At 39.9% G+C, this 12,606-nt stretch carries 13 protein-coding genes; 8 read left to right on the top strand and 5 right to left on the bottom strand.

Features of this window, described 5'->3' with window-relative positions; genetic code table 11:
• The 3 genes from AY607_RS10450 to AY607_RS15060 form a co-directional block, all read left to right on the top strand.
• A partial coding sequence (locus AY607_RS10450; protein ID WP_064102489.1) for a mechanosensitive ion channel occupies positions 1 to 1,548 on the top strand: 1,548 nt, incomplete at its 5' end.
• A gap of 68 nt (positions 1,549 to 1,616) precedes the next feature.
• Complete coding sequence (locus AY607_RS15065; protein WP_171255301.1) at positions 1,617 to 1,784, top strand: hypothetical protein; 168 nt, start codon at positions 1,617 to 1,619, stop codon at positions 1,782 to 1,784.
• Between the two features lie 129 nt (positions 1,785 to 1,913).
• Positions 1,914 to 2,066 carry a hypothetical protein gene (locus AY607_RS15060; RefSeq protein ID WP_171254956.1) on the top strand — a complete coding sequence of 51 codons (153 nt, stop codon included), beginning with the start codon at positions 1,914 to 1,916 and terminating at the stop codon, positions 2,064 to 2,066.
• 29 nt (positions 2,067 to 2,095) lie between these two features.
• Here the strand turns inward: AY607_RS15060 and AY607_RS10445 are convergent, their stop codons facing one another.
• Positions 2,096 to 3,295 (bottom strand): NAD(P)/FAD-dependent oxidoreductase, encoded by a 1,200-nt coding sequence (locus AY607_RS10445; RefSeq protein WP_064102488.1) that lies wholly within the window; start codon positions 3,293 to 3,295, stop codon positions 2,096 to 2,098.
• Positions 3,296 to 3,488: 193 nt separating this feature from the next.
• On the opposite strand from AY607_RS10445, the gene AY607_RS10440 reads away from it, so the two are divergent.
• Complete coding sequence (locus AY607_RS10440; RefSeq protein ID WP_064096436.1) at positions 3,489 to 3,812, top strand: DUF4870 family protein; 324 nt, start codon at positions 3,489 to 3,491, stop codon at positions 3,810 to 3,812.
• Here the strand turns inward: AY607_RS10440 and AY607_RS10435 are convergent.
• Positions 3,803 to 4,684 carry a 1-aminocyclopropane-1-carboxylate deaminase/D-cysteine desulfhydrase gene (locus AY607_RS10435; protein ID WP_064102487.1) on the bottom strand — a complete coding sequence of 294 codons (882 nt, stop codon included), beginning with the start codon at positions 4,682 to 4,684 and terminating at the stop codon, positions 3,803 to 3,805. The two genes, AY607_RS10440 and AY607_RS10435, sit on opposite strands and share 10 nt — an antisense overlap.
• Positions 4,685 to 4,868: 184 nt before the next feature.
• Here AY607_RS10435 and AY607_RS10430 point away from each other — a divergent pair, with 184 nt between their 5' ends.
• Both AY607_RS10430 and AY607_RS10425 read left to right on the top strand, forming a co-directional pair.
• A complete protein-coding gene (locus tag AY607_RS10430) occupies positions 4,869 to 5,051 on the top strand; it encodes an NF038215 family lipoprotein (RefSeq protein WP_064096434.1) in 183 nt (60 codons plus the stop codon).
• A 102-nt stretch (positions 5,052 to 5,153) separates the two neighbouring features.
• A complete protein-coding gene (locus AY607_RS10425; protein ID WP_064096433.1) occupies positions 5,154 to 5,777 on the top strand; it encodes a LysE family translocator in 624 nt (207 codons plus the stop codon).
• A gap of 71 nt (positions 5,778 to 5,848) precedes the next feature.
• Here AY607_RS10425 and AY607_RS10420 read toward each other — a convergent pair whose 3' ends face one another.
• Together AY607_RS10420 and AY607_RS10415 are read right to left on the bottom strand one after the other, a co-directional pair.
• On the bottom strand, positions 5,849 to 7,036 hold the full coding sequence (locus tag AY607_RS10420) for an ammonium transporter (RefSeq protein ID WP_064102486.1): 1,188 nt from the start codon (positions 7,034 to 7,036) through the stop codon (positions 5,849 to 5,851).
• 358 nt (positions 7,037 to 7,394) lie between these two features.
• Positions 7,395 to 8,375, bottom strand: a complete 981-nt coding sequence (locus AY607_RS10415) for an MBL fold metallo-hydrolase (protein ID WP_064102485.1) — start codon at positions 8,373 to 8,375, stop codon at positions 7,395 to 7,397.
• 265 nt (positions 8,376 to 8,640) lie between these two features.
• Here AY607_RS10415 and AY607_RS15405 point away from each other — a divergent pair, with 265 nt between their 5' ends.
• The gene (locus tag AY607_RS15405) at positions 8,641 to 8,757 is read left to right on the top strand and encodes a hypothetical protein (protein WP_404793566.1); all 117 of its coding nucleotides are present in this window, start codon (positions 8,641 to 8,643) and stop codon (positions 8,755 to 8,757) included.
• A 287-nt stretch (positions 8,758 to 9,044) separates the two neighbouring features.
• Positions 9,045 to 10,361 (top strand): hypothetical protein, encoded by a 1,317-nt coding sequence (locus AY607_RS10410; RefSeq protein ID WP_064102484.1) that lies wholly within the window; start codon positions 9,045 to 9,047, stop codon positions 10,359 to 10,361.
• Between the two features lie 49 nt (positions 10,362 to 10,410).
• Here AY607_RS10410 and metG read toward each other — a convergent pair whose 3' ends face one another.
• Entirely contained in the window at positions 10,411 to 12,471 is a 2,061-nt protein-coding gene (metG, locus tag AY607_RS10405; protein WP_064102483.1) for a methionine--tRNA ligase, read from the bottom strand.
• Positions 12,472 to 12,606 lie beyond the last annotated feature (135 nt).

Genomic DNA, 12,606 nt, shown 5'->3' with positions numbered 1-12,606 from the left:
TTCAGTAATATGATCGAGCAGTTCCTGTTATTTATCCCGCAGTTACTAGGTGCAATTGCAATTGGATTCATAGGCTGGATTGTAGCCAATCTGGTCAAGATGGGATTGCAGAAGGTCCTTGACCGAACGCAACTGGATGAAAAACTCAGTGCGGAAGTAGGTGTCAGTCCGATCAGCCAAAACATCAGTCAAATTGTTTACTGGTTAATCCTGTTGCTGTTTTTGCCAATCGTACTCTCGATTCTAGGTCTCAACGGTCTGTTGTTACCGGTCGAAAATATGCTGACTGATGTCGTAAGTTATTTACCAAATATCTTTATTGCTGCAGTGATCATTTTTGTCGGTTATATCCTAGCTAAAATTTTACGTGGTATCGTGGAAGGACTGGTAAATAGTTTTAATCTACAACAGCATGCTGAAAAAGTAGGAATTTTTAAAAACTCGAATGTCGCCCAGGTAATTGGTACATTCATCTTCGCCGTGGTCATTATTACTGCGCTCATCGTTGCATTTGAAGCACTCGGTATCGAGGCAATTTCTCAGCCTGCTACAGCCATGCTGTATGAAATCATGAATGCCATTCCAAATATCATCGCTGCTGCGTTGATTCTGATACTGGCTTATGTGGTGTCTAAACTGGTTGCTGCTCTGGTTGTTGAAGTAATCGCCGGTACAGGTGTTGATGAAGTTCCTGCCAAACTGGACGTCCAACGCTTTTTAGGAACGACTAAACTTTCAAGTGTAGTCGGTTACCTGATCGTTTTCTTCACCATGCTATTTGCAGTATCGGAAGCAGCGAATCGCCTTGGCTTTGAACAGATCAGTGGCCTGATTGCGATGTTCATCTACTTTGGTGCCAACATCCTGCTAGGTGCGGTAATTCTGGTTATCGGTTTCTGGCTGGCCAATATCGTTGCTAATATCGTACAGCGCGGCGAATACAAGAGTTCACACTGGTTAGGGAATCTGGTTCGTGTTCTGATCATGGGACTAGTTGTAGCAATGGGTCTGCGTGCCATGGGTATTGCCGATTCAATTGTTAATCTGGCATTCGGTTTAACTCTAGGTGCTGTAGCAGTGGCATTTGCCTTGGCATTTGGTCTGGGCGGCCGTCAACCTGCTGAGCGTGTACTTACAGATCTGATTGATAAAGCCAAACGAGAAGCTAAACATCCAAATCCGGTCAAAGAAAAAGCTGAAAACAGTATATTTTCCAGCTTAGGTGGCAAAAACCGTACTACCGGAACAGGTACTAATGATTCTTCAATCACAACTCCAGGAGCAGGTATCGTGCCAAATCAAGACTCAGATAATACCCCTATAGATGACGATTTATCTCATACGACACCGGCCATCCTTACGACTGCGCCACAGGATGATGAGTCTTTGGGTATTGATCCGGTCCCGGGCGAGGATCAAGCTGTACCGGATTCAGTAAAAGTCGATCCGACTCATCCGCCAGCCAATAATCCATTTGGTTCAACCGGAGAAAAAGAGCCGAATGTTGATATTGACCGTTCTACCCAAAACAAAGATGACCTGAAATAACCTGTTATTTCTAAGAGAAATCGACCACGCTTAAGTGGTCGATTTTTTTCAGTCCTAAGGAAAATTGCATGAATACCAAGAAACCTAACAAGGTCCTGGCGCCTTTAGTCATCGCAGGAATTACCATTGGCTTTTTTACTGCCGCCTACCGATTTATTTTTGTGAAGAGCAAACAGGACGAACAGTCTGAGCGAGAGCTGGAAAAGGAACTTCCTGAAACTGATGAATTTAACTAAAAGTGAAATCCAGCTTCGTACTTAAAAATAGAATATGGTCTTTAAAATATATATAATATTCAAGTGAATACTAAAATGATTTTGGTATTCTTCTTGCATTAAAAATATAAGGACAAGGAGATCAACAATATGTGGAAAGCACTACAGCATACATTCATTGCATCTACAGCAGATGAACTGCCATTACATCTGCGAGAAGCAACGCGAAAAATGCAGCTTGCGATTAACCGTTTAGAAAGTACGGCCAATCTCAACCTGTTTAAAACAGATTATCTGGAATGAATAAAGTATTAATCCAGATCATCTATTGATTAAACATATTCCGATGCGGCATGCGCAGATGACCATGCCCATTGGAAGTTATAGCCACCTAAATGTCCGGTGACATCCAGAACTTCACCAATAAAATACAAGCCTTTCTGCTTTTTACTTTCCATGGTTTTTGAGGATATTTCAGTGGTATCTACACCACCCAAAGTCACTTCAGCAGTCCGGTAACCTTCAGTTCCGGAGGGTTTCACTTCAAAACCATGCAGACGCGCCGTAATCTGTTCCAGCTTATCATCACTGATGTTACCGATTGAAGTTTCTGCAACATCCACCCAGATCAAATTCTGCAATTCCAGAACCACACTTTTCGGTAAATATTCATTCAGTAGCGTACGTAGCACGACTTTCGGCTGGCTTTGTTTTTTGGATTTGAAAAAATCCAACAGATCAACACTTGGAAGGAAATCTACCTTAAAACTCTGACCAACATCCCAATAGTTGGAAAGCTGCAGGGAACTTGGTCCACTTAAGCCGCGATGGGTAAATAGCAGCGCTTCGGTAAAACTATTAAGCTCATTAGAAAGCGTTGCTTCTACCGCATTACCACTCAAACGCGTGGTAACTTCTTTAAATCCATCAGAGAAAGTAAAGGGGACCAGTCCGGCACGGGTTGGATAGACATGATGTCCAAACTGTTTTGCGATTTCATAACCAATTCCTGAACCGCCTAGAGTAGGAATCGATAAACCGCCCGATGCCACCACGACCGACTCAACTTCAAAATACCCCAAAGACGTTGCAACCTGGAAACCTTGATCATCTACCGCATTGACTGCTTTGACTTCACAATTGGTTTTAATTTCGACCAGACCGGTTTTATCGCATTCTGCCAATAGCATTGACAGGATATCTTTGGCACCATTTAAGGTAAACAACTGTCCATGTTTGCGTTCCTCATATTCGATGCCATATTCGCACACCAGTCCAATAAAATCCCAGTTGGTATAGCGAGTCAGGGCTGAAATGACAAAATGCGGATTGTGTGAAATGTAATTTTCAGGTTCGACATACAGGTTCGTAAAATTACATTTTCCGCCACCTGACATCAGGATTTTTTTGCCTACTTTATTGGCTTTTTCTACCACTACGACTTTACGCCCACGTTGCGCAGCCATATACGCCGTCATTAAACCTGAGGCACCGGCGCCTATGACGAGAACATCATATTGCTTGGAAGACATCACACACTCATGGGAGAACAAAAGGAGAGCATTATAGACAATTTTATTTCAGCTTTCTCTATTCCAGAAAAAACAGTCCCTGGATTGCAGATGTGCACCCGATTTTAAACATAAAATATTTGAAAGCTGCTTAAAACTCATGCATAGTTTTTTTACCAACTCCATAAAAAGCATAATAAGAAGGAAAAAGCGAATGGCAAGTGCAGATGATTTAAAACAATATAATCTGATTACTTATATCCTGTATATTTTAGGATTTATTATTGGTGTTACACCATTTATCGCGATTGTGATGAATTATATCAAGCGTGATGAAATGCGCGGAACCTGGCTGGAAAGTCATGTCGATTGGCAGATTAAAACCTTCTGGATCAGTTTGCTAGGCTATATCATCGGAGGCTTGTTGACCATGATTCTGATTGGTTTCCTGATCGTGTTTGTAGTCTTTATCTGGCATATTTACCGCTTGGTCAAAGGGTTAATTGCCTTGAATAATAATCAGCCGGTTCAGGCCTGACTCGGAGCAAAGGGAACATTACGGCCTTGCAGACCACCGCTATGAATCACCAGCAGTCTTGATCCAATCGGAAAATAATTTTTCTCGATCAAATCTAAAATCCCCATTAGCATTTTGGCGGTATAGACCTGCTCCAGTGGAATTGAAAACCGGGATTCAAAGTCCTGAATAAACTGCATCAGTTCCGGTGAGGTTTTGGCATACCCCCCACAACAGTAGTCATCGAGAATATTCCAGTTGGTTTTGCTGGTGAGTCGGGCGACTTCATCTTTTAAGAATGAACCTTTGAGTGCTGAAAATCCCAAAACCTGCTGATGGGTTTGACTGGCCTCAATCAAACCTGTAATCGTTCCGCCAGTTCCTGCCGCACAGCAAATGACATCAAATTGAGTATCATCTTCTTTTAGAATTTCCTGACAACCTTGAATGGCCAATGCATTGGTTCCACCTTCAGGAATGACAAAATGCCCAGGAAATTTTTGTCCCAATTCCAATAAATAATCAGCCTCATGCTTATGTCGATATTGCTTACGACTGACAAAATGCAATTGCATCCCGAATTTTTGGGCGGTGGCTAATGTTGGATTCAATGCACGATGAGCAAGTTCTTCCCCACGAATAATCCCGACAGATTTAAAGCCAAAGTGCTGCGCAGCAAATGCAGTTGCCGCAATATGATTGGAGTAAGCGCCTCCAAAACTCAGGATATGCTGATAACCTTGTCTTTGCGCTTCAAGAAAATTATATTTTAATTTAAAGAACTTATTTCCCGAGATCTGGGGATGCACCAGATCCAGACGCCGTATAGTCACAGAAATATCTCTAATAAAAATCTGTTGATCGGGGATATTTTGAGCAATCGTTTCAAACATAAAAATCAAGACAGTAGGTTGTTTTACCTGTATGACGAAGGTAATAAAAGAATTAGAGGCTTAGGATAGGTTATTTCTTATAGCTAGACATCGGTTTTGATGCAGAATGTCACAAATATTTTGCTGATTATTTGAGCAGGAATGTTAATCTAGAAATAGGAACTCCCTTGAGGAGGGTAGAATAATGAAAATATTATCCTATGCTGTTCTAGCCGGTGTACTGCTTGGTTTATCGGGCTGTGATGATGCGATGAATAAGCCTAAAACCGAAAGCCGCACAATGATCATCGGTGGTGTGCCTGTCCATGATCGGGATTATAAGATGATTGACTCCTCGGTGACCGCACGAGATCAACTGAAACAATAAGATGACCTCATGAAATATTAAGAGATTTGTGTAGAAATATTAAAGCAAAATTAATTATTTTTACTTAAAATAACGCATTCATTTTTAAGCTGGGATAGTCACGTGGAATCATTCTGGATTTTAGGTTCTATTGCTTTCGCCCTGATGTTAGGTGCGATGAGCCCAGGGCCGACTTCTATATATGTGGCAAAAAATTCAATTGCGATTTCACGTAAGCATGGCTTATTCACCGCTTTAGGTACGGGGACTGGGGCTGCCATTTTTGGTCTGTTGGCAGTGCTGGGCTTACAGGCATTTTTACTGGCTGTACCTTCGGCCTATCTGGCCTTAAAAATTTGTGGTGGTTTATATCTGCTCTGGCTGGCTTTTAAAATTATTAGACATGCCAAAGATCCGATTGAGGCAGATGCTGCCATTACCAAGCAGATGTCGTTACGCCGTGCGTTTACCACCGGCTTGATTACACAATTGTCCAATCCCAAAATTGCCATTGTATTAGCCAGTATTTTTACTGCGCTATTACCTAAAGAGATTCCAACGCATTTTTATTTTGTCTTGCCCATTTTGTGTTTTTTTATTGATGCAGGCTGGTGTTCTTTAGTGGCAGTGGCATTGTCTGCAGAAAAGCCGCGTCGTGTTTACTTGAAATTTAAGGCCATCTTTGACCGTGCAGCAGGAGCAGTGATGACCGTATTAGGTTTGAAGCTGATTTTTGGGATGAAGTAATTATTTCTTATAAGTTCAGCTTATAGATATAAAAATAGCCCCTATTCTTGGGGCTATTTTTAATTTGGTCGTTAAAAAATATTATCGTCGGAGTTGGCAGAAATCCGGTGAATAGACAAGTCTGCACCCATAAATTCATCTTCCTGACTCAGACGAATACCGATGCAAACTTTAAGCAAACCATAAACCAGGAAGCCACCTGCCAAAGCAGTAATAATCGCCAGAGCTGTACCAAATAGTTGTGAAAGAATAGAAACACCTCCGATGCCGCCTAGCCATTGTTGACCGAAAACACCTACAGCTAATCCGCCAAAAGCACCACAAACGCCATGTAAAGGCCAGACTCCCAATACATCATCCACTCTGAGTTTATTTTGGGTATAGGTAAAGAGTTTCACAAAAATTATGCCGGCACTGATGCCGATGAAAAGAGCGCCCAGCGGATGTACCACATCAGAGCCTGCACAGATCGCTACTAGTCCGGCCAAGGGTCCATTATGCAGAAAGCCCGGGTCATCTTTCCCTGCTATTTTGGCAGCAATAGTTCCTCCTACCATTGCCATTAAGGAATTAATCGCAACCAGTCCGGAAATAGCATCGAGGCGTTGTGCGCTCATGACATTAAAACCAAACCAGCCGACAATCAGAATCCATGAACCCAAGGCCAAAAAAGGAATTGAAGAGGGTGGATGTGCAGTAATCCGGCCATCATTTTTATAGCGGCCATGACGTGCACCGAGCAGAATTACTGCAGCCAATGCGATCCAGCCGCCCATGGCATGCACCACCACTGAACCTGCAAAATCATGAAAGCTGGCACCGAATGTATGAGCTAACCAGTCCTGAAAGCCTAAATTACCATTCCAGATCATGCCCTCAAAAAATGGATAGATCAGGGCAACCAGAAATAATGTCGCTAAAGCTTGAGCACGCATGTTAGCACGTTCAGCAATTCCTCCTGAAATGATCGCTGGAATGGCCGCAGCAAAGGTGAGCAGGAAGAAACAGCGCATCAGGTTATAGCCATGATCGGCTGCCAGCGTATGGGCATCGTGGAAGAAATGCTGACCATAGGCAATATAGTAACCCACTAAAAAATAAGCGATGGCGGAGATGGCAAAGTCAGTTAAAATTTTACTTAAGGCATTCACCTGATTCTTATGCCGAACTGTCCCTAGTTCTAAAAAAGCAAATCCTGCATGCATGGCAAGCACTAGAACTGCACCCAGAAGAAGAAATAATAAGTCTACATTTTGCATTGTGCGTTCCAATTTAGTGCGTAGAATCACAAAAGAAAGCCAGTATATAGAGGCAAACTGATTAGCAAAGAGGCAGGAACAAGGGAAATTTTGATGAAGAATTTCTTGAAATTGATAAGACTCGATATAAAGCACAATACAATTTTTGTGCACCAAACTAAGCCATGGCAAAAATTCATAAAGTTGAAATTTATATTATATTTTTAGATGTTTATATTTATCGTAAGAAAAACGGTGCTAAAAAAGCGTGCTAAAGGTGCACATGAAAAGTGAAAGATTTTTAAGAAAAAATTTAAAAATAAATGAAACCCTAACCAATTAGGGTTTCATGTTTAGATCGAATTATTGAAGTATTCAATTAATCTTTAAAATGTACCGGAATCCACTGATAGCTTTTACTGTCCGTAGAATAGATATGACCAATGCCCGGGAAGGGTAAATGCGGTGCTGCAATGGTCTGGCCCTGTTTTGCATATTCGGCAAAATACTTTAAACGGGTATCTACTGCTTTTTTTGGATCTATATCAAAATCTACCGCAGTCTGTGGACGGTCAAACTGGATACTGTGCGAATGCACGATATCCCCAATAAACACCATTTCCTGACCTTGTGATTTTAAGCTAAAACCAAAATGTCCCGGTGTATGTCCAGCCGAACTGACTACATTGAAACCCTGAATCTTGTCGCCAACTTTGAAGGTTTTTAGCTGATTCTTGCTTTGGTAGGGAGCAATGGCATCTTTAATTTTATCGACTGTGTTAGTAAAGCTTGCTCGTCTTTGCTGCGGCAAACTTTCTACGCTTTTCGGATTCATCCAGAAATCCATTTCAGGTTGGGAAATATAGATGGTCGCATTTGGAAAATTTGCCACGCCATTATTGCTAATGCCACAGACATGATCAGCATGTAAATGGGTTAATAAAATTGCCCCGACCTGTTCAGGACGATAACCTGCTGCTTTCAGATTGGTTAGAACCGAACCAAAATTGGGACCGTTACAGCTAGAGGCACCGCTATCTACCAACACAAGTGTTGAGCCGGTATTGACCAGAAAAGCATTTACAGAAGTTTGAATGCCTTTAGCCTGATCGATATAGTATTTTTTTAAAATCTGATCCGCCTGGACTGGCGGAATATCCTTAAATAAAGCTTTGGGCAGATAATTTGTGCCATCCAGCAGGGCGGTGATCTGTAAATTTCCAAATGGATATTGATAATAACCGGCCACCTGTTTCTGTTGAGCAGGAGATACAGGTTCAGCAGCTTGACTGTGGATACTCACCCCTAAAACAGACAATGAAAATAGAGAGGTGAAGAGGGAAGTTTTTAAAATATTCATGACAATTCTTATGTTGTGGAGTTTGTTCTATGTATTAGCATGTAAACTACGGAAAAAGAATATAAAAAAATTTACTTTTTTTAAAGAGAGATAAAGAATTGAACATCTGTACTAAGCATTAAGTTGAAAACTGTATATTGATTTTTTCCCAAAAATAAAATGTTTTTATTTTAAAATATTTTTATAAATAAATTACTTAGATAAATTTCACTTTTTTAAAAAAGCCCGTTAACATGAGATATCACGAACAGCTTTGGGTATCGATATGAGTTTTTGGAAAAGAAAAAACAATGCCAGCTTTGTATTTTTTATCATTACCTTGTATGGGCTGATTGGTTTCGGACTAGGTTATGTCATCTGGGAATTTATCCTACAAGGCTAGGTAACCCAGCAATAAAAAAGCCTCTAGAGATAGAGGCTTTTTTGATATTTGGATTTTATGAGGGGATTAGCCAGCGACTTGTTTTTAGGTGATGGTGATGGGTTCAGCCGCTTGAGTGGTGAAGGCTGTAGTGCTTAAGGCGAGTGTGAGGAATAGAAATTTTACAGTTTTGATAGTGGTTCTTATGGACTTTAAATATCTATTATTTTTAACATTTTTAATTATAATTTGTATACTATGGAGTGAAATATTCTAAATGTTTTAAATTAAAAAATTATAGGGAAAATATGAGCTCCTTAAATATCCTTTCAGATGTAGATACAGTAGCAACATATGACTTCACAACACTATGTATAGATTTCTTTGAACTTAATAGTAATATAGTTGAAAGAATTAAGAATAAAAAATCTATAGTCTTGAGTCAAAATATTATTGAATTAGCAGAAATTTATGAGTCTCATAGGCTTATAAATCATGAATATCAACATTTCTTAGATGCAACAAGTACATTATGGGGCGTGAAATTCTTAAAGCAAATGCATGAAGCGTATGAGGTTAGAAATATTCCTCAAAACTTAAACCCAGAATTTACAGAGTATTTTAAAGCTAAGCTCTTTTATAAAAACTTTTTAAGCATTAAATATCCAAAATATTACTCTCTACAACACCCTGAAGTTGTTATAGATAAAAATTGGCAATTGAGACCAACTATTGGAAAAGCATTTGATCACCAAGGAAAACCTTCAGATTTTACTATTTTATTTGCTCGATACTTTAATTCAAAAAATGAAACATTTGCTAGAACACCTGTAAGCTTGGTAACTCTTTTAGAGTGCTCAGCAGTAATTCAAGAGATTTACACTACTTTAGATTATATTAAATTGATTAAAGATCCTCAAGTTAGAAAAATTCATAATGATAAACTTGATAAATATTTTGCTGATACTCTTTATAATAGGGAGTTAACAGAATATTCATCTTGTTTTCATCTAGTGGCAAATAAAATTAGATGTCCTTTTGGGGTCAAAATTTTAAATATTTGTGAGGTTCTCATTGAAATATCATTGAATTGTACAGATGAACATTTTGATAAATTGACACACCTTAAATTCGATACAAAGAGTACGGAGTTTAATGAGAATATTATTAAAGGGTTAAAATCGAGAAACAGAGGGGTATTATTTTTTCTTTTAAATTATATTGCAATAAATAAGGTTTATAACTCAAAAAAAGAAGTTATTCGTGACCTAGATAAAATATTAAATAGTATAGGGCTATCATATTCTAAAATAATGAGGGATGCTGAAGATGAAATAAGAGGTCTTCTAGCTAGTATTAAACACAAAGCAGATAATAATTTCATTAAAATTTCTGAATCTGCCCTATATAATTTTATAAAATTATATAGGGCGAATTATTTCGAAAATAAATATAATATATTTCACAAACTAGAATTCCCTAAAGCACTTTTTTATGAAGACGGAGAATATGCAATATTCTATGAGAATAATAATATTGGAAGTCTAGACCCAATTGAAATGAATCAGATATTTACAGAGGCATTTAACTGGTGTAAAGAGTTTTCTAAAGCATGCTTTATTTAATTAAAAAGCCCCTATAATATAGGGGCTTTTTCTCATCTTAATCTAACCATTAAGACACTTTATCACCTGGTTTAGCACCAGATTCAGGTGAAATCACCCAAACCCCTTCGCCATTACCCGCAGCTAAAACCATGCCGTTAGAAATACCAAAACGCATCTTACGTGGTGCAAGGTTCGCCACCATTACCACCAATTTGCCTTTAAGGTCTTCTGGTTTATAGAACTCACGAATACCACTAAATACGTTACGTGGCTCAGCTTCACCGACATTTAAAGTCAATTGAAGAAGCTTATCAGAACCTTCAACTGTAGCCGCTTCTAAAACTTCAGCCACACGTAGGTCAACCTTCATAAAGTCTTCGATACCGATGATTTCAGCTTCACCGACTTTAGGTTCAGGCTTTTTCTCAGCTTTCTTCTCTTTTTTCTTTTCGGCTTTTGCAGGTTCAGCAGCAGGTGCAGCCAAAGAGTCTTTAGATGCATCGACCATTGCCGCAACCGCTTTCGGGTCTACACGTTGCATCAACGACTGGAACAATGCAATTTCATGACCCACTAGAATTGTTTCGCGAGAAGCAAAATCGAAGCTTTCAAGTTGCAAGAAATCTTGAACCTGTTGAGCCAGTTTCGGCAATACAGGTGCTAAATACACTGCCAATTGACGGAACAGGTTAATACCCACAGAACATACGTCATGAACTTGTTGTTCCTGACCTTCCTGTTTCGCAAGTGCCCAAGGCTTTTTCTCGTCGATGTACTGGTTGGCTTTGTCCGCAAGTGCCATGATTTCACGGATCGCTGCCGAGAACTCACGGTCTTCATATGCTTTTGCAATAGAATCACCCGCATCAATAAAGCTTTGAACCAGTTCAGGCTCTGCACATGTTGCACTTAACTTGTTATCAAATTTAGTATTGATGAATTTCGCACAACGGCTGGCAATGTTGACTACTTTACCAACCAGGTCGGAGTTCACTTTTTGTACAAAGTCATCCAGGTTCAAGTCCGAATCTTCAACTTTGTCTGAAAGTTTCGACGCGAAGTAATAACGTAGATATTCAGGGTTTAAATGTTCTAAATAAGTTTCCGCTTTAATGAAGGTACCACGAGATTTCGACATCTTCTGACCGTTGACAGTCAGGAAACCATTTACGAATAAGCCTGATGGCGTACGGTAGTTTGCACCTTCCAGCATTGCCGGCCAGAACAGGGCGTGGAAATACACGATGTCTTTACCAATGAAGTGATAGACCTCATTTTCAGAATCTTTTTTCCAGAAGTCGTCAAAGCTTAAATCAGGACGTTTAGTCTTGATGTAATTTTCAAAACTCGACATATAGCCAATTGGCGCATCGACCCACACATAGAAGTATTTGTTTGGCGCATCTGGGATTTCAAAACCAAAATACGGCGCATCACGCGAGATATCCCAGTCGTTTAAACCATTATCAAACCATTCGTCCAGTTTGTTGGCAATGGATACCGGTAAGCGACCTTCGTCACGGGTCCATTTTTGCAGGTATTCACCAAAGTTAGGCAGTTTAAAGAAGTAATGGTCTGATGATTTCTCTACAGGAGTCGCACCACTTAAAGTCGATTTTGGATTCAGTAATTCAGTTGCGTTATAAGTCGTGCCGCACACTTCACATGAATCGCCATATTGATCTTCAGCCTTACATTTCGGGCAGGTACCTTTAATGAACCGGTCTGACAGAAACATGCCTTTTTCAGGATCAAATAACTGCGTTACGGGACGAACAGCAATATTGCCAGCTTCACGGTTTTTGATATAGATTTCTGAAGCACGAGCGCGGTTGGTATCACTATGCGTAGAATCATAATGATCGAAATGCACACCGAAACCGTCAAAATCACGGATATGTTCTTTTTGCACATTGGCAATTTGCGCTTCAGGTGAAATGCCATTCGCTTCGGCACGCAGCATGATCGCTGTACCATGAGCATCATCCGCACAGACATAAGTCACGTCATGACCCATCGCGCGCATGGCACGTACCCAAATATCTGCTTGGATATAGCCAAGTAAGTGACCCATATGAATCGGGCCATTGGCGTAAGGAAGGGCATTGGTGACTAAAATTTTACGCACGGATTCACTCTCTCATTCGTATTTTATGCAATGGGCGATAATTTTACATGAGATAGACATGACTTGCATAAGGCTTTTGGTGAATTCTTCAAAAATGCTGGTAGCTTGATCATTCACGATATTTAATCTGATAAG

Origin of the sequence: Acinetobacter sp. SFA (assembly GCF_001647535.1) — a bacterium.
GTDB classification, from domain to species: Bacteria; Pseudomonadota; Gammaproteobacteria; order Pseudomonadales; family Moraxellaceae; genus Acinetobacter; species Acinetobacter pecorum.
Note: the sequence above shows the minus strand (reverse complement) of the source record. Positions and strands in the feature narration are given on the sequence as shown.

What these genes read in the sequence shown, in the direction of transcription:
- AY607_RS15060 (WP_171254956.1), top strand. Translation starts at nt 1,914, where the DNA reads ATGTGGAAAGCACTACAGCATACATTCATTGCATCTACAGCAGATGAA.
- AY607_RS10420 (WP_064102486.1), bottom strand. Translation starts at nt 7,036, where the DNA reads ATGCAAAATGTAGACTTATTATTTCTTCTTCTGGGTGCAGTTCTAGTG.
- AY607_RS10410 (WP_064102484.1), top strand. Translation starts at nt 9,045, where the DNA reads ATGAGCTCCTTAAATATCCTTTCAGATGTAGATACAGTAGCAACATAT.
- AY607_RS10435 (WP_064102487.1), bottom strand. Translation starts at nt 4,684, where the DNA reads ATGTTTGAAACGATTGCTCAAAATATCCCCGATCAACAGATTTTTATT.
- AY607_RS10430 (WP_064096434.1), top strand. Translation starts at nt 4,869, where the DNA reads ATGAAAATATTATCCTATGCTGTTCTAGCCGGTGTACTGCTTGGTTTA.
- AY607_RS10440 (WP_064096436.1), top strand. Translation starts at nt 3,489, where the DNA reads ATGGCAAGTGCAGATGATTTAAAACAATATAATCTGATTACTTATATC.
- AY607_RS15065 (WP_171255301.1), top strand. Translation starts at nt 1,617, where the DNA reads ATGAATACCAAGAAACCTAACAAGGTCCTGGCGCCTTTAGTCATCGCA.
- AY607_RS15405 (WP_404793566.1), top strand. Translation starts at nt 8,641, where the DNA reads ATGAGTTTTTGGAAAAGAAAAAACAATGCCAGCTTTGTATTTTTTATC.
- AY607_RS10445 (WP_064102488.1), bottom strand. Translation starts at nt 3,295, where the DNA reads ATGTCTTCCAAGCAATATGATGTTCTCGTCATAGGCGCCGGTGCCTCA.
- AY607_RS10415 (WP_064102485.1), bottom strand. Translation starts at nt 8,375, where the DNA reads ATGAATATTTTAAAAACTTCCCTCTTCACCTCTCTATTTTCATTGTCT.